Source organism: Paenarthrobacter sp. NPDC018779, assembly GCF_044391085.1.
Classification (GTDB): domain Bacteria; phylum Actinomycetota; class Actinomycetes; order Actinomycetales; family Micrococcaceae; genus Arthrobacter.
Genome location: NZ_JBIRZS010000003.1, coordinates 338,291 through 364,651, shown reverse-complemented (window position 1 = coordinate 364,651; position 26,361 = coordinate 338,291). Strand labels below are relative to the sequence as shown.

Below are 26,361 nucleotides of genomic sequence, written 5' to 3'. Positions count from 1 at the left end.
GGACTTAAGCAGTACCGAAACTTTAAGCAGCACCGAAAGAAGCCGCCTCCCGCAGAGGGAGGCGGCTTCTTCGCGTCGGTCCAGCGGGTGGCTCAGCCTTGGCGGCGAGCCTGGGAAGCCGATGGAGCAGTGATGAGGTTCTGCAGCAAGGCGTCGAAAAGCTTGGCGGAGTTCTTGGCCGAGTCGCCGGGCCAATGATGCACCGAATGGGCTGCACCCTGGATCTGCTGCCAGTTTGCCTGTTCCGGAATGTGCGGGCTGAGCAGGAGTTCCCCGAACATGGATTCCATTTCGGCAAGCCTGAACGCGTGTTCCGTGGAGCCGGTGCGTACGCGGTTGGCAACGATGCCCGCCGGGGCCAGGTTCGGTGCGAATTCCTGCTTGAACAACTGGATGGCGCGCATGGTCCGCTCGGTTCCCGCAACCGAGAAGAGTCCGGGCTCCGCCACGAGTACCACGCGATCGCTGGCGCTCCAGGCCATGCGGGTCAGTCCGTTGAGTGAAGGCGGGCAGTCCACCAGGACCAGGTCATAGCTGCTGGTCCCCGCGAGGACGGCGGAGAGGCGGCGAAGGTCCCTGCGGCCAAGGTCCGGCCGGTCATAGATGCCGGTCAGTGCCGAGCCGACGGCGACGTCCAGGGTGCCGTTGCTGGAACCATTGGAAACCCAGCTGCTGCCGGAGACGTTCTCGGGGAGCTTGGCCTTGCGCGGGCTCTTGAGCATCCGGCCGATGTCCAGCTTTCCGTTGGGCTGGACGCCAAGGGCGGTGGTGGCATCAGCGTGGGGATCGAGGTCCACCACCAAGGTGGAAATTCCTGCTGCGAGGGCCGCCGAGGCGAGGCCGGTGGTCACGGACGTCTTTCCCACGCCGCCTTTAAGGCTGCTGATGCTGACTACTTGCACTTGAAAACCCAAAACCTAACGCCGGTTGCCGTATCGCGCTGTTTTCCGCTCCTGCAGAGCTGGAGCCCGGGACTTGCCGAAGCCCCTTGAACATCATATGGTGCACGGCCCCCGAATCCCGCTTTCTACGCGCCCGGGGGACTGCTGGGGAGGGCCTGACATATCACGCCTTATGGTCCTCCGTACCCATATACAGCGCACATGACGAATACTGTTGTGATGGTTGCCACAAAGATTTGTGTTTGATGCTGGCGGCACTACACACTGTGACCACCGACCGATCCACCCGCAATGATGCAGGAGAAGTATGTTTTCGAAAATTCTGGTGGCCAATCGCGGAGAAATCGCGATTAGGGCGTTTCGCGCTGGTTATGAACTAGGCGCAAAAACCGTTGCCGTCTTCCCGCACGAGGATCGTAACTCGATCCACAGGCAGAAGGCTGACGAGGCCTACCTGATCGGCGAGGTGGGCCACCCGGTCCGCGCCTACCTGGACGTTGAGGAGGTTGTCCGCGTCGCCAAGGAAGCCGGCGCCGACGCCATTTACCCCGGTTACGGTTTCCTGTCCGAGAACCCGGACCTCGCCCGCGCGGCAGCGGCCCAGGGCATCACCTTCGTGGGCCCGCCCGCCGAGGTGCTCGAGCTGGCAGGCAACAAGGTTGCCGCCCTGGAGGCTGCCCGCAAGGCCGGCGTTCCCGTCTTGAAGTCGAGCAAGCCTTCCAAGGACCTGGACGAGCTGATCGCCGCAGCGGATGAGATCGGATTCCCCATTTTCGCCAAGGCCGTTGCCGGTGGTGGTGGCCGCGGCATGCGTCGGGTCGAGACCCGCGAAGCGCTCCCCGAAGCCCTGCAGTCCGCCATGCGCGAGGCAGATGCGGCCTTCGGCGATCCCACGATGTTCCTTGAGCAGGCCGTGCTGCGTCCCCGCCACATCGAGGTGCAGATCCTTGCCGACGCCGAGGGCAACGTGATGCACCTCTTCGAGCGCGACTGTTCGCTCCAGCGCCGCCACCAGAAGGTTGTGGAAATCGCTCCGGCGCCCAACCTGGACGAAAACATACGCCAGGCCCTTTACCGCGACGCCGTGGCGTTCGCGAAGGCGCTGAACTACGTCAATGCCGGAACCGTCGAGTTCCTGGTAGACACCGAGGGTGCCCGCGCAGGCCAGCATGTGTTCATCGAGATGAACCCCCGTATCCAGGTTGAGCACACCGTCACCGAAGAGATCACGGACGTGGACCTGGTCCAGGCCCAGATGCGCATTGCTTCCGGCGAGACCCTTGCCGATCTTGGGCTGAGCCAGGAAACCGTCGCCATCAAGGGTGCCGCACTGCAGTGTCGTATCACCACGGAAGACCCCGCGAACGGTTTCCGTCCCGACGTCGGAAAGATCACCGGCTACCGTTCGGCCGGTGGCGCCGGTGTCAGGCTCGACGGCGGTACCGTGTACTCCGGTGCCGAGATCAGCCCCCACTTCGACTCGATGCTGGTCAAGCTCACCTGCCGCGGACGCGACTACCCGGCCGCAGTTGCCCGCGCCCGCCGCGGCCTCGCCGAATTCCGTATCCGCGGTGTATCCACCAACATCCCGTTCCTCCAGGCTGTCCTGGCCGACCCGGACTTCAACGCCGGCAACGTGGCCACCGACTTCATCGACAAGCGCCCCGAACTGCTCAAGTCCCACATTTCGGCAGACCGTGGCACCAAGCTCTTGACCTGGCTGGCAGACGTTACGGTTAACAAGCCCAACGGTGAGCTGACGGTCCAGTCGGACCCGGCTGACAAGTTGCCGGTTATCGATGGCCCGGTGCCCACCTCGGGTTCACGCCAGCGCCTCCAGGAACTCGGTCCGGAAGGCTTCGCCAAGGCCCTTCGCGAACAGCAGGCCCTCGCCGTCACGGACACCACCTTCCGTGATGCCCACCAGTCCCTCCTGGCCACCCGCGTGCGCACCCGCGATCTCGTTGCTGCCGGCCCTGCGGTCACGGCTTTGCTGCCGGAACTGCTTTCGGTCGAAGCCTGGGGTGGAGCCACGTACGACGTCGCGCTTCGCTTCCTCGGCGAAGACCCTTGGGACCGCTTGGCTGCTTTGCGTCAGGCATTGCCCAACACCTGTATCCAGATGCTGCTCCGCGGCCGGAATACCGTTGGCTACACACCGTACCCGGAAGAAGTCACGGAAGCGTTCGTCAACGAAGCCGCTGCCACCGGCATCGATATCTTCCGCATTTTCGACGCCCTGAACGACGTGAACCAGATGGCTCCGGCTATCCGCGCCGTCCGTGCCACGGGAACGGCAGTTGCCGAGGTAGCCCTCTGCTACACCGGCAACCTGCTTGACCCCGAAGAGAAGCTGTACACGCTCGACTACTACCTGGACCTCGCCCAGAAGATCGTCGATGCCGGTGCCCACATCCTGGCGATCAAGGACATGGCCGGCCTGTTGCGTCCGGCCGCCGCCGCCAAGCTGGTTTCCGCGCTGCGCGAGCGGTTCGACCTCCCGGTCCACCTGCACACGCACGACACCGCCGGTGGACAGCTTGCAACGCTGCTCGCCGCCGTCGAAGCCGGCGTGGACGCCGTCGACGTCGCAGCTGCCTCCCTCGCCGGTACCACGAGCCAGCCGGCAGCTTCGGCGCTCGTGGCAGCCTTGGCCAATACGCCGCGGGACACAGGCCTCAGCCTGGAGAACGTAGGGGCCTTCGAACCGTACTGGGAAGCCGTGCGCCGTGTCTACGCGCCGTTCGAGTCCGGCCTTCCGGGTCCGACAGGCCGGGTTTACCAGCACGAAATCCCCGGTGGCCAGCTCTCCAACCTTCGGCAGCAGGCCATCGCCCTGGGCCTCGGTGAGCAGTTCGAGGCCATCGAGGACATGTACACGGCTGCCGACCGGATCCTTGGCCGCCTCGTCAAGGTGACCCCGTCGTCCAAGGTGGTGGGTGACCTCGCCCTGCACCTCGTGGGACTGAACGCCGATCCGGCCGACTTCAACGAGAACCCGCAGAACTACGACATTCCGGATTCCGTCATCGGCTTCCTCTCCGGCGAACTCGGTGATCCTCCCGGAGGCTGGCCCGAGCCGTTCCGCACCAAGGCCCTCCAGGGCCGCAGCGTAAAGGTCCGCGACGTTGAGATCAGCGCAGAGGACAGCGCCGCGCTGAAGGCGGATTCCAAGACGCGCCAGCAGACGCTGAACCGCCTCCTGTTCGCCGGTCCCACCAAGGACTACCAGAAGAGCGTTGACACCTACGGCAACATCTCTGTCCTGGATACGCGCGACTACCTTTACGGCCTGCAGCGCGGTGCTGAGCACATCATCGAACTGGAGAAGGGCGTTCGGCTCATCGCGCAGCTGGAAGCTGTTTCCGAAGCCGATGAAAAGGGCATGCGCACGGTGATGTGCACGCTCAACGGACAGTCCCGCCCGGTGGTGGTCCGTGACCGCTCCGTGGTGAGCAACGTCAAGGCCGCTGAGAAGGCCGATCCCGCCCAGCCGGGCCAGGTCGCGGCGCCGTTCGCAGGTGCCGTCACGGTGACCGTGAAGGTTGGCGACGAAGTCAAGGCCGGCGATACCGTTGCCACCATCGAAGCCATGAAGATGGAAGCGTCTATCACCACACCGGTGGCAGGAACGGTTTCCCGCCTCGCCATCTCCGCGGTGGAGCAGGTCCAGGGCGGCGATTTGCTGCTCGTGGTCGGCTAGCCACTGAACCGAAAGAACCCCGCCGGGAAATTTTCCTGGCGGGGTTCTTTACTGCTACGGGCTCTTGTGGGCGAGCTCCTAGGAGGCCCGCGGTGCCGAGTACATATCCTCGATCACTGTGTCGAAGTCCTTCATGACCTGGGCGCGCTTGACCTTCAGTGATGGGGTCAAATGGCCGGACGCCTCGGTAAAGTCCGAGGGAACAATCCGGAACGACTTGATCGCCTCCGCCTGAGAGACGGACTGGTTGGCCTTGCTGATGAGTTCCTGGACTGCCGCCTTGACCACGGCGTTGCCAGTTGCTTCTTCCAGGGTGGTGGAACCCGGGAGTCCGTGGCGCTCAAGCCAGCCCGGCAGTGCTTCCTCATCAAGGGTTACCAAGGCCCCGATAAACGGGCGGTTGTCGCCCACCACGAGCACCTGGGAGACCAACGCATCTGCCCGGATCTGGTCCTCAAGGAGCGCCGGGACCACATTCTTGCCACCGGCGGTGACAATGATTTCCTTCTTGCGCCCGGTAATCTTCAGGAAGCCGTTGCTGTCCAGCTCGCCAATGTCTCCGGTCCGGAACCAGCCATCTGCGAAGGTCTCGTCCGTGAGGTCCTCGCGCTTGTAGTAGCCGCGCATCACGCAGACGCCCTTGGTGAGGATCTCGCCGTCGTCCGCAATCTTGACGGCGTTGCCCGGAAGCGGTGCTCCCACGGTGCCGATCTTGATCATCGACGGCGTGTTCACCGAGATCGGCGCCGTGGTCTCGGTGAGGCCGTAGCCTTCCAGGATTTGGAGGCCAATGCCTTGGAAGAAGTGGCCAAGGCGTTCGCCGAGCGGGCCACCACCGGAAACTGCGTGGGCAACATGCCCGCCCATGGCCGCGCGGAGCTTGCCATACACGAGCTTGTCGAAGACCGCATGCTTGATCTTGAGGCCGAATCCCAAGGAACCGGACTGGCGTGCCTTGGAGTACGCGATCGCTGTGTCCACCGCACGGTGGAAGATGGCGCCCTTTCCGCCGTCCTCTGCTTTGGTCAGTGCCGAGTTGTAGACCTTCTCGAAGACGCGCGGTACGGCGAGGATGAACGTCGGCTGGAAGCTCTGGAGATCCCCCAGGAGGTTCTTGATATCCGGGGTGTGCGCAACCTGGACGCCGCCGGCTACCGCCAGGACGGAAATGAAACGGGCGAAGACGTGTGCCAGCGGGAGGAACATGATGGTCTTCCCCGACTCGTTGATGATCTCGCCGAGTGCTGCCCGGGCATTCTCGGAAAGTTCCACGAAGTTGCCGTGGGTCAGTTCGCAGCCCTTGGGGCGGCCTGTGGTGCCGGAGGTATAGATGATGGTGGCGAGGTCGGACAGACCGGCAGCGGAGCGGCGGGTTTCCAGCTCGTCATCGCTGACGTCCGCCCCGGCGGCGCGGAGGGCGTCCAGTCCGGACCCTTGGAGCTGCCAAACGTTGGTGACAGTGCTGATGTCCTCCGCAGCGACGGCCTGCCGGATGATGTCCTCGTGATGGGCGGCCTCGCCGAACGCTGCCACGGCTCCTGAATCGCCGAGGTTCCAGGCCACCTGCGATGGCGAGGATGTCTCGTAGATCGGCACGGAGACGGCGCCGGCGAACCAGATGGCGAAGTCCACCAGGGACCATTCGTAGCGGGTGCGGGACATGATGCCCACGCGGTCGCCTGCGCCGACGCCGCTGGCGATCAGGCCCTTGGCCAGGGCTTTGACGTCGGCCAGGAAGTCTGTGGCGCGGATGTCCTGCCATTGGCCTTGGCTGTCCAGCTTGGAAAACAGTGCGGGGTTGGATGCCTTTGCGGCCTCCCGGACAACGAAGTCCGTGATGTTGGTTTCGGGGGCGACATTGACAAGGGGAGGAACACTGATTTCACGCACGGCAGCTCCTTTGATATCCACGGGCCACAAGGGGGCACTGTCCACTCTAGTATGCCCACTCATGGAGGTGTGTCCGATTTCACCTACTGGCGAGTAACTTTACGGATGGCCCGCCATTTTGGGCAACTTGGCGCCATGATTGGCGCCCGATGCCGGGCTGTCAGGGGCAGCGGAATAGGATGAGGGGATGCCTCAGATTCGGTCAAGTTCGCGTCCCCGGCTCCGGCCTCCCGTTGCCGGCTGGAAGGACGTTCCGTGGGGCGCCCGCCGCAGCCACCTTGGCCGGCGAGGGCTTGCCATCGGCATCGACATTGGCGGAACCAAGGTGGCCGCCGGCGTGATCGATGCCGACGGCCGGGTGCTGGCCGAAGCCCGCCGTGCCACTCCGGGGGCCGATGCCAGGGCAGTTGAGCGGACCATCGTGGAACTGGTGGACGAGCTCAGTGCCGATCATCGGATCGCTTCTGTGGGTATTGGGGCCGCCGGATGGATGGACCTCGACGGCGGAACGGTGCTGTTCAGCCCGCATCTGGCCTGGCGCAACGAGCCCCTGCGCGAAAGCCTCCAAAACCTCTTGCGGCGCCCCGTCCTGTTGACCAACGACGCCGATGCCGCCGCGTGGGCGGAATGGCGCTTTGGCGCCGGCCAAGGAGAGAGCCGCCTGGTGTGCATCACCCTGGGCACCGGGATCGGCGGCGCCATGGTGATGGACGGCCGCGTGGAGCGCGGCCGCTTCGGCGTGGCCGGCGAGTTCGGCCACCAGATCATCTTCCCCGGCGGCCACCGATGTGAATGCGGAAACCGGGGCTGCTGGGAACAGTACGCTTCAGGCAATGCCTTGGGCCGTGAAGCCAGGCAGCTTGTCAAGACCAACTCACCCGAGGGCCGGGGTCTCCTTGAAAAGGCCGGTGGCGTGGCGGACAGCATCACCGGAGCTGCTGTGACCACCCTGGCATTGAACGGTGACGCCACCTCCAAGGAACTTATTGCCGATCAGGGAGAGTGGCTGGGCCTTGGGCTGGCCAATCTCGCAGCAGCCTTGGACCCCGGCATGTTCGTCATCGGCGGCGGATTGTGCGACGCCGGCGATCTCCTGGCCGATCCGGCGCGGGCCTCCTTTGCGAAGAACCTGACTGGACGCGGCTTCCGGCCGATGGCCCGGATCGAACTCGCTGCGCTGGGGCCGCGGGCCGGCATGATTGGCGCAGCCGACCTGTCGCGTGTCAGCGGACGCGCCCACGGCTAAGCATTCGACCGCAGGCCGGAGGCTGCCCGCCTAGATGCGTGCGCCGTCGTCGTCCTCGTTCTTTTCGCGCGGAAGCCGCATGATGAGGTAGACCACGGAGGCAACGAAGGCTGCCACGATCCCCAGGATCGCCGCCAAGGGTGCCGAGCGCCAGAACATGGCCGTGAACAACAGGGCGAGCGGGCCGCCGACGGCACCAAGCCACGCCAGCATCGTCAGCGGCTCTGTTCCCGCCAGGCTCGGCGGGTCCTCCGGGACGAAAGCGCCGTCATCGTCGGCAACATCGTAATCCCGCGGACCCGCGGGAACACCGGAGCCGTCCTGCTGTCGGGGCGCAGCTGTGCTTGGTCCGTCCTGCCCTGTGCCCGGAGCCGAGAGCCCCAGAGGATCGAAGTCCCGGAAGGATTTCCGGTCGACTGCCGGATCCGGGGCGCCCGCGGGTTCCGCGTCCAAGGGCAAGGATTCGGTCGCCTCCAGGCGGGACACCAGGTCCAGCCATACGGCGTCGTCGTCTTTGTTGGCGCTTTGGTCGGCAGAGTTGGGATCAGGCCTGTTCATCGGCTTTATCCTTTTCGAGCGATGGCCCGCTGCCGGCCAGTGCCGCCAGGGTTTTCTGGATGAACCCAACAGTGCCCGAGAAAATTTCCGGAGCATCATTGTCGAGGGTTGCCACATGGTAGCTGTTCCTGAGGTAGCTGACATCCACGGTGGCCTGCACCCGCGATTGCAGGATAGCCAGGCTGGCGTCGGACACGATGTTGTCAACTGTTGAACGGAACACCCGGACAGGGGCATGGATCCGGGGGAGGAGGCCCACCGTGTCCTTGTACATCCGTTTTAACTGGTGGGCTGCCGCAACCGGTGTCCGGGGATAGGCACCCTCGTCCTGGTCCGGTTTCAGGATGTCGTTGGCGATCGCCGGCGTGCTTTTCAGTACGTACTTCAGCGCACCCACCACCACGGCGCGGGGATCATCCAGCACCATACCCGGGTTGACCACGATGGTGCCCGCCACAGGTCGCGTGGCTGCGATCCGCAACGCCAAGGTGCCGCCCATGGACAATCCTGCGGCGAAGACGTAGTCGCACTCTTCGGCAAGTTCCAGATACGCGTCGTCCACTGCGCGGTGCCATTCGTGCCAGGAGCGCGTGGCCATGTCCTGCCACGTGGTCCCATGGCCCGGCAACAGCGGAAGATTGACGGCATAACCGGCGGCCGCCAGATGCTCCGCCCACGGCCTGACGCTGCGGGGACTTCCAGTGAATCCGTGGGACATGACCACGCCAATGCGGAGGCCGGTGCCCGTGAAAGCGCTGCGGAACGGAGCAGAATCGGGAAGCTTGTTCATGATGTCTCCGAGGCTACTCTGTCACCGGCATGACGGCGGAAAAACTGCGCGGATTCTTCAAAAATAGTGGGGGCGTCCACATCCAGGGTGGCCACGTGTCCACTGCCGGGGAGGGAGACCACCCGGAGGCGGGACGGATCCAGGTGTTTGGCAATCGTGGCCACCGAACTCGGCGGGATGACGCCGTCCACGGCTGACTTGAACACCAAAGCCGGTGCGTCCACCTGGGGCAGGGCGCGCGTAGCGTGCCTGAAGAGCTTCTTGAGTTCGTGGACGGACTGCAACGGCGTCTTCGAATAGTCGCCGTCCTCCGTGGCGGCCGCTGTCGGTTTCTCTTCCTCAATGGGGGACGTGGTGCGCATGACGTACTTCAGGGCACCCACGTAGCGCACCCGGCGGTCATAGAAGCTCAATCCGGGGTTGACCAGCACCACGCCTGGAACAGGGTGCAGGGAAGCAACGCGCAGCGCGACGGCCCCGCCCATGGAGAGTCCGGCAACGAAACAGGCATTGGTGCGTCCGGCGAGATCCAGGTAGCTCTTTTCGAAAGTCCTGTACCAGTCCTGCCAGCGGGTGGTGGCCAGGTCCCGCCAGTTGGTTCCATGTCCGGGGAGGAGCGGCACTGAGACGGCGAAGCCCCGCTCCGCCAAGTACTCCGCCCAGGGGAGTACGCTCAGGGGACTTCCGGTGAATCCATGGCAGATGGCGATACCCGTGGAGGCGTTTTCCCCGTGGCCTGGGTGGTGGAAAGCCAGTGGGGCAGCCGCTTGTTGTGGTTCCGTCATGGCTCCATCGTGTCACTGTTCCGGGCATTTCTCACTGGAGTAGGGTTGCTGTTGAATCCTGGCCGCAGCCGGGAGGGCATCTGCCATCGGCCGTGAGAGGACAACCGTGTTCTATTGGGTCATGAAGAGGATCTTCCTCGGTCCCATCGTCAAACTCCTGTTCAGGCCCTGGGTCAAAGGCCTGGACAACGTTCCAGCGGACGGTGCCGCCATCCTGGCATCGAACCACCTGTCCTTTTCGGACTCGATCTTCCTTCCCCTGATGGTGCACCGGCCCGTGGTCTTCCTGGCCAAATCGGAGTACTTCACGGGCAAGGGCATCAAAGGCCGGTTGACGGCCCTTTTCTTCAGGTTGAGCAACCAGTTGCCCATGGACCGGTCGGGCGGCGCGGCCTCGGAGACGTCGCTGCAGGCAGGCAAGGATGTGCTGGCCGCCGGCGGCCTGCTGGGGATCTACCCCGAGGGGACACGTAGTCCGGATGCCCGGCTTTACCGTGGCAAGGTGGGCGTCGCCCGCCTGGCCCTCCAGACGCGGGTTCCCGTGGTGCCGGTGGCAATGATCGGAACGGAGAAGGTGCAGCCCATTGGAAAGAGGCTGCCGAACATCCGGCGGATCGGCTTGATCTTCGGGCAACCCATGGACTTCAGCCGGTACTACGGCATGGAGGAAGACCGGCACATCCAGCGGGCCGTCACGGACGAAATCATGTATGAACTCATGAGGTTGTCCGGGCAGGAATATGTGGATGAGTATGCGGCGGTGGTCAAGGCAAGGCTGGCCGGCAAGGGCCCGGAGCCGGTACGGAAGGTCGAAGCCGCAGAGGAAGCCCCGGGTGGGATAGCTGAAGACCGGGATGAGCCCGGCAGTGGCATGGGCCCCTCCGGCGGGACACTGTGACGCATCCGGCAGGATGGGTTACGGATGCTGTGCCCCAAGACCCGCCCGGGCTACTACTCTTGTAGGGTGACTGAGCTAACCGCGAACACCGCACCATCTGTAGCAGATCCGCTTGCCAGCACCGCCCAGAGCGGTGCCGCGAACTATCCCGGACTCGACGCCTGGCGTGACCTGCCCATCTCGCAGCAGCCTTCCTGGGCCGACGCAGAGGTCTTCAAGGCTTCCGTCAAGGAGTTGTCGATCGTTCCACCCCTCGTTTTCGCCGGTGAAGTAGACGTCCTCCGGGACCGCTTGGCCGCTGCCGCACAGGGGAAGGCTTTCCTCCTGCAAGGAGGCGACTGCGCCGAAACCTTCGAGGCTGCCACTGCCGACAAGATCAGCGCCCGCGTCAAGACGATCCTCCAGATGGCAGTGGTCCTCACCTATGGTGCCGCGATGCCCGTCATTAAGATGGGCCGCATGGCCGGCCAGTTCGCCAAGCCGCGTTCCTCGAACGACGAAACCCGTAATGGCGTCACCCTTCCCGCGTACCGCGGAGACATCGTCAACGGTTACGACTTCACTCCCGAGTCCCGTGCCCACGACGCCGGCAGGATGCTTCAGGCGTACCACACCTCGGCTTCCACGCTGAACCTGATCAGGGCCTTCACGCAGGGCGGTTTCGCTGATCTTCGCCTGGTCCACCAGTGGAACAAGGGCTTCACGGAAAACCCGGCGCACGCCCGGTACGAATCCCTGGCCCGTGACATCGACCGCGCTATCAAGTTCATGGATTCCTGCGGCGCGGACTTCGAGGCGCTCAAGCGCGTGGAGTTCTTCGCCAGCCACGAGGCACTCCTCCTGGACTACGAGCGTGCGCTGACCCGCATCGACTCGCGCACGGGACTTCCGTATGACACCTCCGCGCATTTCCTGTGGATCGGCGAGCGGACCCGCGAACTGGACCACGCCCACGTGGACTTCCTGTCCCGTGTCCGCAACCCGATCGGCGTCAAGCTCGGCCCCACCACCAGCGGTGACGACGCCCTGCGCCTGATCGACAAGCTGGACCCGAACCGCGAACCGGGCCGCCTGACGTTCATTACCCGCATGGGTGCCAAGAACATCCGCGAGAAGCTGCCCGCCGTCGTCGAGCGTGTCACGGCTTCCGGCGCCCAGGTGCTCTGGGTGACCGACCCGATGCACGGCAACACCGTCACCTCGCCCAACGGCTACAAGACACGCAACTTCGACGACGTCATTGACGAGGTCCGCGGATTCTTCGAGGTCCACCACGCGCTTGGAACCGTTCCCGGTGGCCTGCACGTGGAGATGACCGGCGACGACGTCGCCGAATGCCTGGGCGGCGCAGACCCGATCGACCAGGATGCCTTCCTGGACCGCTACGAGTCGGTCTGCGACCCGCGGCTGAACCACATGCAGTCCTTGGAGATGGCGTTCCTTGTGGCAGGAGCCCTCGCCAAGCGGTAGACGCACTCATGCGAAAAGGCGCGGTCCGGATTTTCCGGGCCGCGCCTTTTGCGTCAGGCTGGCCGCTTAGACCACGGTCAGTTTGATGGTTGACCCCTCGGGCACTTCCTCGTTCTTGGGGTCTTGTTTCAAAACGATGTTGAGTATCACCACGTCTTGCGTCCTACTTACGTTAAATCCCAGCGCCTTGAGTTCTTTCTCCGCTTCATCGGCATTCTTGCCGACGAAGCTTGGCACCCTAACCAGCTTGGGGCCTTTTGAAACCGTCAGTGTTACGGAGTCGCCCTTGATAAGGTTTCCGTTGCTTGGAGACTGTGAGGCGATGTTCCCGGCAGCAGTCTTGTCGTTGACAGTCTCCGGCGCTATCACAGCCGTGAGGCCAGCGTCTTGGATCGCCTTGATGGCGTCTGCTTTTGTCTTTCCGCGCACATCCGGCACCGGGATGGGCTGTGGACCCTTGGAGACAACCAGTGCTACTGGCGTGCCGTGCCGGACTTCGGTGCCTTTGGCCGGGTCCTGTGAGAGGACGACGCCGGCAGGTGCCTTGTCGTCGAAGGCCTGGGTTACGTTGCCCAAGGCCATTTGCGCGGTGTTGAGGGCGTTTTTGGCGTCATCGAGTGTTCCGCCCGTCAGCCCGGGAAGCGCGAACAGTTGGGCGCCCTTGGACACAAAGAGCGTGATGGGCTGGAACTTCCTCACCTGCGCACCGGATTCGGGCTGGGTTCCCACAGTGAGGCCGGCCTTGATGTCGTCGTCGAAGACGTCCTGCGGTTCGGACTGGAATCCGGCGGTGCGAAGGAGTTGTTGTGCTTCGGCAACGGTCTTGTTCTTTACATCCGGGACGGTACCGGGAGATCCCGGACCCATGCCGAAGAACCAACCCGCGGAACCTGCCAGGAGCGCCAGGATGACGATCACGATCGCCCAGATCACCCCACGGCGCCGTGGATTTCCCTCGCGGAGGGGCCGGACCGGAGTGGCCGCCGCCCGAGCACGGTCCTTGGCTTCCTGCTTTTCAAGCCGTTTCGCTTCGCGCTTTCCGGGCGTGCGGACGGGATCGTTAACGCCGGGTATGGTGGCGCGTCGCTGGGGAGCGGCCGAGGCCATCACGGTTGTCGGGTTGCTCTGGTGGGAAATGAATTCCGTGGGCGAAGACGTGGCCGGGATGGCCTCCGTTGGGTGCTCCCCGTAGGGCACCGGGGCCGTCGCCGGCAGATGCCCGTTCGAGGACGCCTGCTTGTGGTCGAGTTGTTCGTCGCTGAGCGAGGTGCGGATGTGGCGGAGCTCGGACAACAGCGCGGTCCCGTCCACTGGGCGGTTCTCGGCGTCCACCGCAGTGCACCACTGGACCAGTTCGTCCAGGTCCTGAGCCAGTCCGGGGGCGGCCTCGGATGGCCGCGACACGGCGGAGTTGACGTGCTGGTAGGCCACTTGGATGGGGGAGTCGCCGGCGTACGGCTGCTTGCCCGTCAGCATCTCGTAAAGCATGATCCCGGCTGAGTAAATGTCGCTCCTGGCATCGGCGGCTTTACCCAGCACCAGTTCGGGAGCCAGATACGCGACGGTGCCGATCAGGGCGCCGGTGCTGGTGGTGGCGGTGACAGCCCTGGCCAGCCCAAAGTCGCCCACCTTGATCCGGCCGTCGTCGGCGATGAGCACATTCTCGGGCTTGATGTCCCGGTGGATGAGGCCGGATCCGTGGGCTGCCGCCAGTCCCTCAATGACCGGATCGATCAGGGCCAGGGCCAGCCGGGGAGGGAGGGCGCCTTGCTCGTCCAGCACGTCGCGGAGCGTGTGGCCCTTGACGTATTCCATCACCAGGTAGGCGATGTGGCCGTCTTCGCCTTGGTCCAGGACACCCACCACGTGGGGGTGGGACAGGCTTGCGGCTGCTTTGGCCTCGCGGCTCAGGCGTTCCAGGAAAGTCTGGTCGTTGGCCAGGTGGGGGTGCAGGACTTTCAGGGCAACATCGCGTTCCAGGCGCTGGTCCGTCGCCAAGTAGACCGTGGACATTCCGCCCCTCGCGAGGCGTGAGCGCACCAGGTAGCGCCCGTCCACGGTTGTTCCGATCAGGTGGTCCTGCTGAGGTTCTTGCACCATACGATCCTAATCGAGGCGTGGAAGAGGCCCGAATTCCAGCGGAATCCGGGCCTCTTTACATGCTTGGCAGGGCTCTCAGGCGAAGGTGCGCTGACGGGCCTTGATCGACTCCACATAGCGCTTGGTGTCGTCGTACATGCCGTACTTGCTCACGGAGTACTGACCTTGGTAGTAACCGGCGATTGCGGTGTCCAGGTCCTTGGAGGTGGCCACCAGGGCGCGGATGATGGCCACGCCGGCAGTGGCATTGTCGTAGGGGTCCAGGAGGTTCAGTTTTCGTCCCACCAGGTCCGAGGCCCACTCGCCCGACGACGGGATGACCTGCATGGTGCCGATTGCGTTGGCGGGGGAGACCGCTCGCTGGTCGAAGCCGGATTCCTGTTCCGCGAAAGCCAAGGCCAGTGAAGGGCTTACGCCCATGCGACGGGCCGTGTCCGCGACGATCGTCTTCATTTCGGCGCGGCTGGGCACCGGTGAAGCGTTGAGCAGGGCCTTGTTTTCGTTCGCCGAACTCACCACCGCGGGCGGGTAGGTGAAGCCAAGGAAGGAACTGGGCACCAAGGGCGTGGTGCTCGACGCCGGCGCCAGGCTGCTGCTGCCCGGAATGGTCAGCTTCTGGCCGGGGTAGATGACCGTGGTGGCGGTGACGTTGTTGGCGCTCATGAGCGCGGACAGGGAGACGCCCTGCCGGGATGCGATGGAGCTGAGGGTGTCGCCGGCCTTGATGGTGTACGTGCCGGAGCCCGACGCCGGTGCGGAAGGAGCCGGGGCAGGGGCCGGAGTGGACGGCGTGGGTGCGGAGGAACCACCGCTGACCTTGATCTTCTGGCCCGGGTAGATGATGGAACTTCCGTTGAGGTTGTTCCAGCTGAAGATGCTGGACAAGGGAACTCCATGCCGGGCCGCAATGGCCCCCAGGGTGTCCCCGGACACCACCGTGTAGGTCGCAGCAGCACCCGACGAGGCCGTCGGCGCAGGCGCAGCAGGGGCCGGAGCGGGAGTGGCCGCGGATGCCGTGCCCTTGAGCTGGATGGTTTGGCCCGGGTAGATCAACGTGGTGGCCGTGAGCTTGTTCAGCTTCAACACCTCGTTGGTGTCCAGGCTGAACCGGTGGGCAATGGCACTGATGGTGTCGCCCCTGACGATCTTGTAGGTGTCCGGGACGGACGGTGCCATGGGGCGCAGTGCTGCGGGGAGCGCTGACGCGACGGCCTGCGCGGGGATGACATGTGCGGGCTGGGCAGCCTGGGCCTGGATCGCCGCGGCCAGCGTAGCCGGAATCTTGCGCGGCTGCGGTGCCGGGGCTGCCGTGGCGGGCTGCGCCACTGCAAGCGAGGACAACACCACTGCAGGAAGCGCAGCCGTGGTTGCCGCGATTACGGGCATGCTCATGGTTCGTTTCGTCGAGCGGGGCGTGGTCATGAAGTGAGTCCTCATCTCGGCAGCGGGGATGGTTGGGTGTTGCCGCTGTTACCAATGTTACTGATGCTATCAATGTGGCAGTTGTTACCAATGGTGCAAGTGTGATCAAAGTGAATCTCTCACACTTATTCCATCGGCACAACAATTCCTCCCGATTGACGAAATCAAACAAGAAAGGCGTGGAGGCTGAAACAGGATTGGCCTCTCCCTGAAAGCATTCGGCTAGGCGGGAGGTGGGGCGTCATGGCACCCTTGATCCGTGAGTAATCTTGAAAACCTTGTAACCGACTGGCTGCCCCTGCCCGATGTCGCCGAGTTGTTGGATGTAACCATCACCAAAGTCCACGGACTGCTCGACGAGCGCGCGATTGTGGCCGTCAGGCGGGGTGAGCGGAATATCCGTTCCATCCCGGCACTGTTTATCCAGGATGGACACGTCGTGGACAGCCTCAAGGGGACCGTTGCCGTCCTCAGCGATGCAGGCTACAGCGACGAGGAATTGATCGTTTGGCTGTTCACGCCGGACGAGTCCCTGCGCGGCCGTCCCATTGATGCACTGCGTGAAGGACGAAAGACGGAAATCAGGCGCAGGGCCCAATCCCTGGCCTGGTAGCAGGAACATACAAAAGGAATCGACGGCGGTGTACACCGCCGTCGATTCCTTTTAAGTAGTTGCCTGATGGTTCAGGCCGCGCGGCTGACGGCCGCCTCGGCCAGCCGGCGGAGGGCTGAAAGCGGCAACTCATCCAGGGGAAGCTGTTCGAGCGCCGCGAATGCCTTGTCACTGAGTTCCGCAATGAGTGACTCGGTGGCGTCCAAGGCACCGCATTCGACAATAATGTGACGGATGCGGTCAACTTCCTCCGCGCTGAGGTCCTGCTTGCCCAGGAGTTGGTCTACGTGGGCCGCATCTGCAGCGGACGCCATATTGATGGCGAATCCCACCAAGACCGTACGTTTGCCTTCGCGGAGATCGTCACCGGCAGGTTTGCCAGTGGTTTCCGGATCACCGAACACGCCCAGGACATCGTCCCGCATTTGGAAGGCCTCGCCCAGTGGCAAGGAGAAGGCCGAATAGCCCCTGAGCAATTCCGCAGGTGCGCCGGCAAGGGCACCGCCCAGAGCAAGGGGGTGCTCTGTTGAATACTTGGCCGACTTGTAACGGATGATCGACTTGGCCCGATCCACTGATCCCGCGCGATCCCGAACCGGACCGGCTACTTCCTCAAGGATGTCCAGGTACTGTCCGGCCATCACTTCGGCCCGCATGAGGTTGAAGATGGCCCTGGCCTGGGTTCCGGCTGCCGCCCTGGGTCCCACCCGGGTAAACGATTCTTCACTGAAGGAGAGGCAAAGATCTCCGGTCAGGATGGCGGCTGCATGGCCGAACCGTTCATTGTCCAGGGCCCAGCCGTTGACCTCGTGGAGTTGGCTGAAGCGCTTGTGCACACTGGGGCCACCGCGGCGGGTGTCTGAACGGTCAATGATGTCGTCGTGGATCAACGCGGCAGCCTGGAAGAGTTCCAGGGCGCAGCCTGCCGTCAGGATGTCCTGGTGGTTTTCGGCACCGCCGGCCCCCCGCCAACCCCAATAGCACATGAGGGCACGCAGCCGCTTGCCGCCCGTGACCAGGCTGGAGATCGAGCCCAGCAGGGGCTCCACGTCGGGGGACACCGTCGCCATGATGTCCTGCTGTGAGGACAGGAAGGCTTCGAGATGGTCGGCGACGCCCAGGATGAACCGGGACTGCTCCGCCTGGAGTTGTTGCACGTGCGCGGTCACTTGACGGAACCGGCCGCCACGTTGGCGCCGATGGTAAAGGTGGAGACGCCTTCCTTCTGGCGGACAGAAAGATTAACTGTTTCGCCGTCACCCCGGATGAAGTCGATCGAGGTGACGTTGCCTACCGCTCCGGATCCGGGAACCTCTTTGAAGCCTTGGGCTTCCAACGATGCCTTGTAGTAGTCCACCACGCCCTCCGGCGGAGCCTTGACGGTTCCCACCAAGGCCACCGTGGCCGGTGAAGCGGTCTTGTCGAAGCTGCTGGAACGGACGGACGTTTTTGGCATCACGGGAATCAGTTGCTGGGGGAAGCCTTCAACCAACGCTCCGACGGTGGCAGTGGCGCTGGGGGCAGCCGAGGCCGGACTGCTGGCAGGGGCGATGGTACTTGCTGAAGGCGTGGAGGACACCGGCGCCGCTGAGGTGGCGGAAGCGGAGGTTGACGGAGCAGCGGTTCCTTGGGGAGCGGGAGTGCAGGCGGAAACCGCCAGGGCCACGGTGACGGCGGTCAGGGCAAATCCTCGCACGTGGGCAGTTCCAGGGAGCTTCACAGGGGTATCCTTCCGTTGGCTGACGCCGGGGCGTTCCTCCAGTTTAGTCAGTGGCCGGGCATAGTATTGCCGTTGTGAGGCAGGATGCAGTTGTCGGCGGCGCGGAAACGGACCAGGGGTCGGCCCGCAGCGCTGCGGACCCCCTGCGCGAACTGCGGCGCACCAGTATCCTGCATGTGGACATGGATGCCTTTTTTGTTTCGGTGGAGCTTCGGAGCCGGCCGGACCTGCGGGGCAAGCCGGTGATTGTCGGTTTCCCGGCCGAACGCTCCGTAGTCCTCTCCGCGTCCTATGAGGCCCGCGCCACGGGAGTGAAGTCGGCGATGCCCATGGCCATAGCCATGAGGATGTGTCCGGCTGCCGTCATCATCCCACCCCGCCATAAGCTGTACTACGAGGTTTCCGGGCAGATCATGGACATCTTCGCGTCCATCACGGATCTCGTCGAGCCTTTGAGCGTGGATGAAGCCTTCCTGGATGTGGGAGGAGCAATCCGCCGCCTGGGGCCGCCGCTGGAGATCGGCCACCTGATCCGCCGTCGTGTACATTCCGAACTCGGCATCACGGCATCGGTGGGAATCGCCGGGACCAAATTCGTGGCCAAGATCGCATCGACGCGTTGCAAGCCGGACGGCATCCTGAAGATTGACGCCGCGGACACTGTGGCGTACCTGCACAGTTTGCCGGTGAATGCGCTGTGGGGCGTCGGTGGAAAAACCGCGGAGGTCCTGGCGCGCCTCGGGATCCGGACGGTGGCCGACGTCGCCGCTACTCCGCGAGCATCTCTCAAGAAGGTTCTGGGGGCCAGTGGAGAACACGTGCATCGGCTGTCCATGGGTGTGGACCCCCGCCCGGTGACGCCTACCCGGCTTGAAAAAAGCATCGGCGCCGAGGAGACGTTCACCACGGACACGTCGGATCCTTCACTGCTGAACAGGGAGTTGCTCAGGTTGTCGCACCGGGTCGCCGGACGTCTGCGGAGCGCCGGGATGCTGACACGTACGGTGGCCCTGAAACTGCGCTATTCGGATTTCTCCACTGTGACCCGCAGCCGGACCGTACAGACTCCCATCGACAGCGCCCAGCTCATTTACCAGGTGGCTGTCCAACTCCTGGACTCGCTGGGGCCTCGTCCGCTGAGTGTCAGGCTGGTGGGCGTCCGCGCGGAGCAGTTGGAGGCTGCCGGCCAAACGTCCATGCAGCTCAGCCTTGACCGCCGGGATGACAATTGGCGGGCGGCCGAGCAGGCACTGGACCGGGTTGCCGAGCGGTTTGGTTCCAAGACACTGCTGCCGGCACGGTTGCTCGAGCCCGGCAAGCCTCCCGAGGCGCCCTGACCCGCGGCTTGGGGCTCCACTCGAGCTGTTTGCCCGTCTTTCAGAACGGCGCTGGACAAACTATCCTAATGAGTACAGATATTTAGATCGTCTGGACTGCTGTTTCCTGAGCTATCGGCCCCGGGAAGCCTGCTTATCTTTGCAGGAATTCATGGGGAACCAATTCTCGGATCCGTTCGTTCTGGAAACAGACGCAAAGGCCGCGGTCCGTCCAGACGCTGGCTGACTTAAGGAGGTCGCGATGCCCCTCTCGGAGCACGAACAGAAGCTGCTGGAGCAACTCGAGAAGCAGCTTCACGAGGACGATCCGAAGTTTGCCAACACCATGGGCTCTGATCCCATTCGCAGTTGGTCAACCCGTCACGTCATCATCGGTGTGCTGGGTGCCATTGCGGGCATCCTTCTCTTGCTCGTCGGAGTCTCACTCCAGCAGATTTTCGTGGGCGTCCTCGGATTTGTGGTGATGGGCGCGGGCGTCTACTTCGCAACCCTGCGCGGAGCCGCCTTCGGCAAGGGGCGCAAGGGCAAGCCCGGCAAGGCCAAGTCCAAGAGCTCCTTCATGAGCAGCCTGGAAGAGCGCTGGGACGAGCGTCGCCGCGACGACAATTAGACCGCCTGGCGTGAAATGACGTCCGGCGCAGGCCGGTCCTTTACCAAGCCAGGAGTTTGACGTGTGGCGCCCCTGAAAGGAGCGCCACAACAGCGTCCGCCACAAGACCCAGACCGGGTCTTTTCGTGTTTAAAGGGCATGGCATTCAGGGGGCGCGGGGTAGTTGCGGCCCTCCGCTTTCCACCCCCTTCCGGATTTCCCTCCATTTCCCTCCCGTCGGGCTGCTTCCTGGCGCGATTCCGCCCGCCGAACCGTTCCGACGTAGGACAAGGGGAGGCGGATCCGATGCGGCCTCCCTGAACCCTCCACTTCCCACCACGCCCTGAATTCCGCGTCATTCCGGCTTTCTGGAATCTCAAAGTGGTGGAGAAACGCCGCGGCGTGCGTTGACTGTGGTGTGTTGTGGAGTAAAGTGGAGCGCATAAGAGGGTAATGGCAGGGCTGGGTATGTGCGGGCACCTTGACTGAGGGGCGGTGGGCAGGTGTTTCTGGGCACCCATTCGCCGCGTCTCGATGAGAAGGGCCGGATCATACTTCCCGCCAAGTTCCGCGAGGAACTGGCCGAGGGCTTGGTTCTCACAAGGGGCCAGGAGCGCTGCATTTACGTCTTCAGCCAGAAAGAATTCGAACGCATTCACGAGTCGATGCGGGAGGCTCCACTGTCCTCCAAGCAGGCACGCGATTACATCCGGGTTTTCCTGTCTGGAGCCTCTGATGAGGTACCTGACAAGCAGGGGCGCGTAACGATTCCGCCGGCGCTCCGGTCTTACGCAGGGCTCGGCAGGGAACTGGCAGTCATCGGCGCCGGTACCCGCGCGGAGATCTGGGATGCCGAAGCTTGGGAGGAGTACCTCGCCGAGAAGGAAGCCGCCTTCTCGGAGACCGACGATGACAATCTGCCCGGGTTTTTCTAGCCGGACAGGACAGGCAGCACCGGTTCTTGGATGGGATCTCCAGCCGCCCATCGATCCGTTTTCCTGGCTCACCTTCCCCGGAGCCAGGCCGGCGGGGCGATAGGCGCGGATGGGGATCCGGTTCAAGAACCACCAGCAGGGCCAATGAGGAAAGAGGAGGCAGCGTGGAGGAGCAAGACGCGGCAAAGCCCACATCGGAACGCCACGTACCCGTCCTTAAAGACCGCTGCATCAATCTCCTTGCTCCAGGCTTCGAGGCTGCCCGGAAGCGCGGCCAAACACCTGTGGCCATCGATGCAACGCTGGGCATGGGCGGACACTCCGAGGCCATGCTGCAGAGATTCCCGGACCTGCACCTCGTGGGCATTGACCGCGACGAGGAAGCGCTGGCGTTGGCAGGCGCGCGTTTGGAGCCCTTCGCAGGGCGGACCGACCTGGTCCACGCCGTGTATGACGAGATCGAGGAGGTCCTGGCGGACCTCGGGATCGACGAGGTGCATGGCATCCTGATGGACCTGGGTGTGTCCTCACTGCAGCTCGATGAGCGCGAACGTGGCTTCGCGTACTCCTACGATGCCCCGCTGGACATGCGGATGGACACGAGCCGCGGACAGACGGCTGCCGACGTGGTCAATGAGTACAGCGAAGAAGAGTTGGTGCGGATCATCCGCAAGTGGGGCGAGGAGAAGTTCGCCGGCCGTATCGCCAACAGGATTGTCAACGCCCGTGCGCAGAAACCGTTCGCTACCACGGGGGAACTCGTGGAGCAGATCCGGGCCGTCGTTCCCGCAGCCGCTGCAAAAAGCGGTGGGCACCCTGCCAAGCGCACGTTCCAGGCCCTGCGGATCGAAGTCAATGAGGAATTGGACGTCCTGGAACGCGCGGTCCCTGCCGCCGTGGCTTCCACGGCCCTGGGTGGCCGGGTGGTGGTCATGTCCTATCACTCCCTGGAAGACAAGATCGTCAAATCGGTCTTCCAGGCAGGATCCAAGTCTTCGGCACCCTTGGGCTTCCCCGTTGAACTGGAAGAACACAAGCCAGAGTTGAAGACACTGACCAAGGGCACCGAGGTGCCAACCGCAGAAGAAGTTGCCGAGAACCCACGCGCGGCGTCAGCCCGGTTGCGGGCCGTGGAGCGCATCAAGCCAAGGAGAGCCGTATGAGCAACGCCGCAGCGAAGTCATTGCCCTCCACGGTGGGCAACACGGCCCGGGCACTTCCGTCTCCGGCCGGAAAACCTGGGGAGGGACGCAAGCAGCGGACGCCGCTCTCGGTGGTCCGCAACGTGCCCCGGAAACGTCGAACGCCCGTCGTCGTGCTTTGCCTTGTTGCTTTGGCGGCTGCCCTTTTGACCGTGCTGGTACTGAACATTTCCGTGTCCACTGCCCAGTACCGCTTGGTGCAGTTGAAGGCTGAGGCCGCAACGCTCACCAAGGAAAACCAGGATCTGACACAGAAGAAGCAGAACTACGAGGCTCCCCAGAATCTGGCAGCGAAAGCGGCAGAATTGGGAATGGTACAGTCCACCGTCAAGGGCCAGATTGATGTCAACACCATGACGGTCACCGGAAAGGCAACGCCGGCCGTGAAGGGAGACAATCCCTCGGCCCTCATTGCCCCTCCGGCGATTGCCGGACAGCTCGACGTGGTTCCGTCGGTGACAACCAAGGATCCGCTGGAGAACCTCAAGCCGGCAACCCCCGCAGACCCGGAAAACCAGGCGCAGTCGACAACTCCGGCCGCACCGGCAACCGGAACGGCTCCACCGGCTGAACTGCACGGAGGGTCCGTCCCGGCTCCCCAACAGAAGACACCAGGGCAGTAAGCAAACCGACCACTGAGCCAAGGCCAGCAGCAAGGAATCAACGTGGCGCAAAACCCCGGCAAATCGAAGAAGACGAAAGTGCCGGCGGCGAGGAAACGCCTGCGGGTTGGTTTGGGCATCATGCTCACCTTGCTGCTGGTGGTGGGCGGAAAGCTGTTCATGGTCCAAGGCCTGGACGTGGGGGGTATGGCAGAGGCCGCCCTCGCCAATCGGCTGACGCCCCAGGTGCTGCCTGCGGAGCGCGGGAAGATCGTCGATGCCAATGGGACTGTACTGGCCAGCAGCGTCATACGGTACAACATCGTGGTGGACCAGGTCTTGAACACCGCAACCACCGAGTTCAAGAGGTACAACCAGCAGACTGAGGCCGTAGAGACAATCTCCCGGGATCAGGGGATCACGGAATTGGCCACCTTGCTTGGCACCGATGCCGCCAAGGTCCGTGAATCGGTGACGGGCGACAAGAAATACTTCGTCGTTGCCAAGGACGTCAAGCCCGAACTCGAGGACAGGATTTCCAAGCTCCACATTCCGGGCGTTGCCGCGGAAGGCGTCAGCAAACGCGTCTATCCCAACGGAAGCGTGGCCGGTGGGGTGGTGGGCTTCCTCCAGGACGGCACCACGGGCCAGGCCGGCATTGAGCAGACCCAGGACGAGGTGCTGCGCGGCACGGAAGGCAAGCGGGTCTTCGAGATCGGCGCTGACGGCCTGCGCATCCCGGTCGCCACGGACGAGTTGACCCCCGCGGTGGATGGCAGCGACGTCAAACTGACCATCAACACGGACATCCAGTACTTCGCCCAGCAAGCCATCCAGAGCCAGGTCAACAAGCTCAATGCCGAGTGGGGCGTGATTGTGGTGATGGACACCAAGACCGGCAACCTGATCGCCCTGGCGGACACGAATGCGCCGGATCCCAACGACCCCGGCAAGGTGGATGCCAAGGACCGCGGCGTGCGCGCCGTGACGGCGGCCTACGAGCCGGGCTCGGTGGAGAAGATGATTACGGCGGCGGCCGTGATCGAGGAAGGCAAATCCAATCCGCTGGACCACTTCACCATCCCGCCTTCCTACACGATTGATGGGCAAACCTTCACCGACGCTTTCGAACACGGCACCGAGGAACGGACACTGGCCGGCATCCTCGGCTGGTCCATGAATACCGGAACCGTCATGGCCGGCAGCAGGCTAAGCAAGGAACAGAGGTACGACTGGCTGAAGAAGTTCGGCATCGGCGAGCAAACGGATATCGGCCTGCCTGCCGAGGCCACGGGCATCCTTGCCAAACCGGAGCAGTGGGACGATCGCCAGCAGTACACCGTGCTCTTCGGCCAGGGCGTCTCGCAATCGACGCTCCAAACGGTCCGCGCATACCAAAGCATCGCCAACAACGGCGTCATGCTGCAGCCACGGCTCATTGACAGCTACATCAGCCCGGACGGTGTGGAACAGAAGGTTCCCGCCAAGGACACACGGCAAGTGGTGACCAAGGAAACGGCGCAACAGGTCCGGGACATCCTCGAGAGCGCTGTCACCGAGGGCCAGATCAAGGACGCAGCCATCGATGGCTACCGCGTGGGAGCCAAGACAGGAACGTCGCAGGCCCCGCGCGAGGACGGGTTGCCGGGGTTCGATGGCTATACGGCCTCGATGGTGGGCATGGCTCCCATGGATGACCCGCGGTTCATCGTGGAGGTTGTCCTCCAGCGCCCCAAGGGCAGCATCTACGGCATCACCAACGGGCCGGTCTTCCGCTCGGTCATGTCGCAGGTGCTGAGGACCTACAACGTGGCTCCGTCCACAGGAACGCCCGCGCACTTGCCGCAGTTCGTCAAGTAAGCTTCTTGGGCGCCTGTTTCGGCCCCAAGTTTCGATCCAGCACGACCGGTCCGGTGCCCTTGGCAGCCCGCCGGTCGTTCCACTGAGCACCAATGGAGAACCACGTGTCAGAGCAAAATGAGGCAGCTTCCACCGCCACGCCGGAGGCCGGGTCCGCGTTCCGCCCCGCATCCGTTGCTTCCGTGCCCCTCGAGGTCATTGCCGAAGCTCTTGGGATCACGGCACCCGAGGCCACCGAGGGTGGGGGAGTGACGGGCATTTCCCTGAACTCCCGTGCGATCGAAGCGGGAGACCTGTACATGGCCCTCCCGGGGGCCAGCCGCCACGGTGCCGACTTCGTGGACCAGGCGGTTCAAGCCGGTGCGGTCGCGGTGGTGACTGACGACGCCGGTGCGCGCCAACTCGCGCTGGCGGGCGAGCTGCCCGTTCCCGTCCTGGTGGTCCACCAGCCGAGGGCCGTCGTCGGACGCCTGGCCGCCCTGATTTACCGCAGCCAGCCGGACGAGGGCGGGCACCCCACCCTGTTCGGCGTCACGGGCACCAACGGCAAGACAACCACGACGTATTTCATTAACTCGTTGCTGCGGGCTTTGGGCAAGGTCCCGGGCCTCATTGGAACCATCGAGATCCTGGCGGGCGGGGAACCCATCCCCAGCCTCCTGACCACGCCGGAGTCCACGGACGTCCACGGGCTGCTTTCCCTCATGCGTGAAAAAGGCCTCGACGCCGCTTCCATGGAGGTCTCGTCGCATGCCATCTCCTACCAGCGGGTGGATGGCGTGATGTTCGACGTGGCCGGCTTCACCAACCTCACCCAGGACCACCTGGACCTCCACGGCAGCATGGAGGAATATTTCCGGACCAAAGCCGAGTTGTTCACCGCGGCCCGGGCGCGCCAGGCCGTCGTGACGGTGGACGACGAATGGGGCCGCCGACTCGCGGAGATGGCGGACATACCGGTCACTACCCTCGCGGCGGCATCGGACGACTTCGACGCCGATTGGCGCGTCGCGTCCGTGACGGCCCGTGGTTTGGGGAGCGAATTCGAGCTTCGCCATCGGGACGGCCGTGTCCTGCGGGTCCACACGGGGCTCCCTGGCGATTTCAACGTGGCCAACGCGGCCCTTGCCACGGCCATGGTCGCCGCTTCCGGAGTGGACACGGAAACCCTGCAAAAGGCCCTCGACCAGCAGGATCCATTGACCGTGGCGGTACCGGGCCGCATGCAGTTGGTGGCAACGGAGCCCGCTTCCGTCGTCGATTTTGCCCACAACCCCGATGCTTTGGCACGTGCCCTGAAGGCAGTACGGTCAGCGGAAGAAGGGTCCCGGGTGATCGTGGTTTTTGGAGCCACAGGACAACGCGACCAGGGCAAGCGCCCCACCATGGGCGCCATCGCGGCACAACTCGCTGACATCGTGATCATCAGCGACGACGATCCCCACGACGAAGACCCCGCGGCCATCCGCGCCGAGGTCCTTGCCGGTGCCAAGGCAGCACGGGACAAAGAGGGCCTGAGCTGCGAAATCGTCGAATCCTACCCCCGCGACGCCGCCATCCGGCTCGCCGTGGACCTGGCCACGGCCCGGGACACCATTCTCGTCGCCGGCCGGGGACATGAGGTCTGGCAAGAGGTCAAGGGTGTCAACCTGGCGCTCGACGACAGGGTGGAACTGCGGAACGCCTTGACATCCAAGGGATTCAGCGTTTCAACGGACCAGCGGATAGAGTCCTAAACC

Annotated in this window: 21 protein-coding genes; 12 read left to right on the top strand and 9 right to left on the bottom strand. The window is 63.9% G+C overall.

All coding sequences use genetic code 11. From position 1 onward, the window contains the following. Positions 1-92: 92 nt before the first annotated feature. Complete coding sequence (locus ACH488_RS06115; protein WP_397322913.1) at positions 93-902, bottom strand: ParA family protein; 810 nt, start codon at positions 900-902, stop codon at positions 93-95. Positions 903-1,209: 307 nt separating this feature from the next. On the opposite strand from ACH488_RS06115, the gene ACH488_RS06110 reads away from it, so the two are divergent. Further along, positions 1,210-4,605: a pyruvate carboxylase gene (locus ACH488_RS06110; RefSeq protein WP_397322912.1), complete on the top strand. Its 3,396-nt coding sequence runs from the start codon at positions 1,210-1,212 to the stop codon at positions 4,603-4,605. 78 nt (positions 4,606-4,683) lie between these two features. Here the strand turns inward: ACH488_RS06110 and ACH488_RS06105 are convergent, their stop codons facing one another. Continuing rightward, a complete protein-coding gene (locus ACH488_RS06105; protein WP_397322911.1) occupies positions 4,684-6,495 on the bottom strand; it encodes an AMP-dependent synthetase/ligase in 1,812 nt (603 codons plus the stop codon). Positions 6,496-6,682: 187 nt separating this feature from the next. Between ACH488_RS06105 and ACH488_RS06100 the strand changes: the two genes are divergently transcribed. Continuing rightward, entirely contained in the window at positions 6,683-7,741 is a 1,059-nt protein-coding gene (locus ACH488_RS06100; protein WP_397322910.1) for an ROK family protein, read from the top strand. 30 nt (positions 7,742-7,771) lie between these two features. Here ACH488_RS06100 and ACH488_RS06095 read toward each other — a convergent pair whose 3' ends face one another. The 3 genes from ACH488_RS06095 to ACH488_RS06085 are packed head-to-tail and all read right to left on the bottom strand — an operon-like array spanning position 7,772 to position 9,874. Next, complete coding sequence (locus tag ACH488_RS06095; protein ID WP_397322909.1) at positions 7,772-8,299, bottom strand: hypothetical protein; 528 nt, start codon at positions 8,297-8,299, stop codon at positions 7,772-7,774. Further along, on the bottom strand, positions 8,286-9,089 hold the full coding sequence (locus ACH488_RS06090) for an alpha/beta hydrolase (RefSeq protein WP_397322908.1): 804 nt from the start codon (positions 9,087-9,089) through the stop codon (positions 8,286-8,288). Before ACH488_RS06090 ends, ACH488_RS06095 begins: the two co-directional genes overlap by 14 nt. Next, on the bottom strand, positions 9,086-9,874 hold the full coding sequence (locus tag ACH488_RS06085; protein ID WP_397322907.1) for an alpha/beta hydrolase: 789 nt from the start codon (positions 9,872-9,874) through the stop codon (positions 9,086-9,088). Before ACH488_RS06085 ends, ACH488_RS06090 begins: the two co-directional genes overlap by 4 nt. Before the next feature lie 106 nt (positions 9,875-9,980). Between ACH488_RS06085 and ACH488_RS06080 the strand changes: the two genes are divergently transcribed. Both ACH488_RS06080 and ACH488_RS06075 read left to right on the top strand, forming a co-directional pair. Continuing rightward, on the top strand, positions 9,981-10,772 hold the full coding sequence (locus ACH488_RS06080; protein ID WP_397322906.1) for a lysophospholipid acyltransferase family protein: 792 nt from the start codon (positions 9,981-9,983) through the stop codon (positions 10,770-10,772). A gap of 66 nt (positions 10,773-10,838) precedes the next feature. Then, complete coding sequence (locus tag ACH488_RS06075) at positions 10,839-12,242, top strand: class II 3-deoxy-7-phosphoheptulonate synthase (RefSeq protein ID WP_397322905.1); 1,404 nt, start codon at positions 10,839-10,841, stop codon at positions 12,240-12,242. A gap of 66 nt (positions 12,243-12,308) precedes the next feature. On the opposite strand, the gene pknB is transcribed toward ACH488_RS06075, so the two are convergent. Together pknB and ACH488_RS06065 are read right to left on the bottom strand one after the other, a co-directional pair. After that, positions 12,309-14,342: a Stk1 family PASTA domain-containing Ser/Thr kinase gene (pknB, locus tag ACH488_RS06070; protein ID WP_397322904.1), complete on the bottom strand. Its 2,034-nt coding sequence runs from the start codon at positions 14,340-14,342 to the stop codon at positions 12,309-12,311. A gap of 75 nt (positions 14,343-14,417) precedes the next feature. Then, a complete protein-coding gene (locus ACH488_RS06065; protein ID WP_397322903.1) occupies positions 14,418-15,764 on the bottom strand; it encodes a LysM peptidoglycan-binding domain-containing protein in 1,347 nt (448 codons plus the stop codon). A gap of 259 nt (positions 15,765-16,023) precedes the next feature. Between ACH488_RS06065 and ACH488_RS06060 the strand changes: the two genes are divergently transcribed. After that, complete coding sequence (locus tag ACH488_RS06060) at positions 16,024-16,377, top strand: Rv2175c family DNA-binding protein (protein WP_397322902.1); 354 nt, start codon at positions 16,024-16,026, stop codon at positions 16,375-16,377. A gap of 71 nt (positions 16,378-16,448) precedes the next feature. On the opposite strand, the gene ACH488_RS06055 is transcribed toward ACH488_RS06060, so the two are convergent. Next, positions 16,449-17,546: a polyprenyl synthetase family protein gene (locus ACH488_RS06055; RefSeq protein ID WP_397322900.1), complete on the bottom strand. Its 1,098-nt coding sequence runs from the start codon at positions 17,544-17,546 to the stop codon at positions 16,449-16,451. Next, entirely contained in the window at positions 17,543-18,097 is a 555-nt protein-coding gene (locus tag ACH488_RS06050; RefSeq protein WP_397322899.1) for a hypothetical protein, read from the bottom strand. Before ACH488_RS06050 ends, ACH488_RS06055 begins: the two co-directional genes overlap by 4 nt. Before the next feature lie 143 nt (positions 18,098-18,240). Between ACH488_RS06050 and dinB the strand changes: the two genes are divergently transcribed. The 7 genes from dinB (at position 18,241) to ACH488_RS06015 (ending at position 26,358) form a co-directional block, all read left to right on the top strand. Then, complete coding sequence (dinB, locus tag ACH488_RS06045) at positions 18,241-19,434, top strand: DNA polymerase IV (protein ID WP_397322963.1); 1,194 nt, start codon at positions 18,241-18,243, stop codon at positions 19,432-19,434. A 241-nt stretch (positions 19,435-19,675) separates the two neighbouring features. Continuing rightward, positions 19,676-20,044 carry a DUF3040 domain-containing protein gene (locus tag ACH488_RS06040; RefSeq protein WP_397322898.1) on the top strand — a complete coding sequence of 123 codons (369 nt, stop codon included), beginning with the start codon at positions 19,676-19,678 and terminating at the stop codon, positions 20,042-20,044. Positions 20,045-20,526: 482 nt separating this feature from the next. Then, positions 20,527-20,958 (top strand): division/cell wall cluster transcriptional repressor MraZ, encoded by a 432-nt coding sequence (gene mraZ / locus ACH488_RS06035; protein ID WP_397322897.1) that lies wholly within the window; start codon positions 20,527-20,529, stop codon positions 20,956-20,958. 164 nt (positions 20,959-21,122) lie between these two features. Then, positions 21,123-22,121: a 16S rRNA (cytosine(1402)-N(4))-methyltransferase RsmH gene (gene rsmH, locus ACH488_RS06030; RefSeq protein WP_397322896.1), complete on the top strand. Its 999-nt coding sequence runs from the start codon at positions 21,123-21,125 to the stop codon at positions 22,119-22,121. Then, complete coding sequence (locus tag ACH488_RS06025) at positions 22,118-22,783, top strand: hypothetical protein (RefSeq protein ID WP_397322895.1); 666 nt, start codon at positions 22,118-22,120, stop codon at positions 22,781-22,783. Before rsmH ends, ACH488_RS06025 begins: the two co-directional genes overlap by 4 nt. Positions 22,784-22,825: 42 nt before the next feature. After that, positions 22,826-24,622: a peptidoglycan D,D-transpeptidase FtsI family protein gene (locus tag ACH488_RS06020; protein WP_397322894.1), complete on the top strand. Its 1,797-nt coding sequence runs from the start codon at positions 22,826-22,828 to the stop codon at positions 24,620-24,622. A 104-nt stretch (positions 24,623-24,726) separates the two neighbouring features. Continuing rightward, positions 24,727-26,358, top strand: coding sequence for a UDP-N-acetylmuramoyl-L-alanyl-D-glutamate--2,6-diaminopimelate ligase (locus tag ACH488_RS06015; RefSeq protein WP_397322893.1), 1,632 nt, complete (start codon positions 24,727-24,729; stop codon positions 26,356-26,358). Positions 26,359-26,361: the final 3 nt, after the last annotated feature.

Excerpts from the sequence above, each read along its gene's own strand:
- ACH488_RS06040 (WP_397322898.1), top strand. The coding sequence starts at position 19,676 with ATGCCCCTCTCGGAGCACGAACAGAAGCTGCTGGAGCAACTCGAGAAG.
- ACH488_RS06090 (WP_397322908.1), bottom strand. The coding sequence starts at position 9,089 with ATGAACAAGCTTCCCGATTCTGCTCCGTTCCGCAGCGCTTTCACGGGC.
- ACH488_RS06085 (WP_397322907.1), bottom strand. The coding sequence starts at position 9,874 with ATGACGGAACCACAACAAGCGGCTGCCCCACTGGCTTTCCACCACCCA.
- pknB (WP_397322904.1), bottom strand. The coding sequence starts at position 14,342 with ATGGTGCAAGAACCTCAGCAGGACCACCTGATCGGAACAACCGTGGAC.
- ACH488_RS06095 (WP_397322909.1), bottom strand. The coding sequence starts at position 8,299 with ATGAACAGGCCTGATCCCAACTCTGCCGACCAAAGCGCCAACAAAGAC.
- ACH488_RS06110 (WP_397322912.1), top strand. The coding sequence starts at position 1,210 with ATGTTTTCGAAAATTCTGGTGGCCAATCGCGGAGAAATCGCGATTAGG.
- ACH488_RS06065 (WP_397322903.1), bottom strand. The coding sequence starts at position 15,764 with ATGACCACGCCCCGCTCGACGAAACGAACCATGAGCATGCCCGTAATC.
- ACH488_RS06025 (WP_397322895.1), top strand. The coding sequence starts at position 22,118 with ATGAGCAACGCCGCAGCGAAGTCATTGCCCTCCACGGTGGGCAACACG.
- ACH488_RS06100 (WP_397322910.1), top strand. The coding sequence starts at position 6,683 with ATGCCTCAGATTCGGTCAAGTTCGCGTCCCCGGCTCCGGCCTCCCGTT.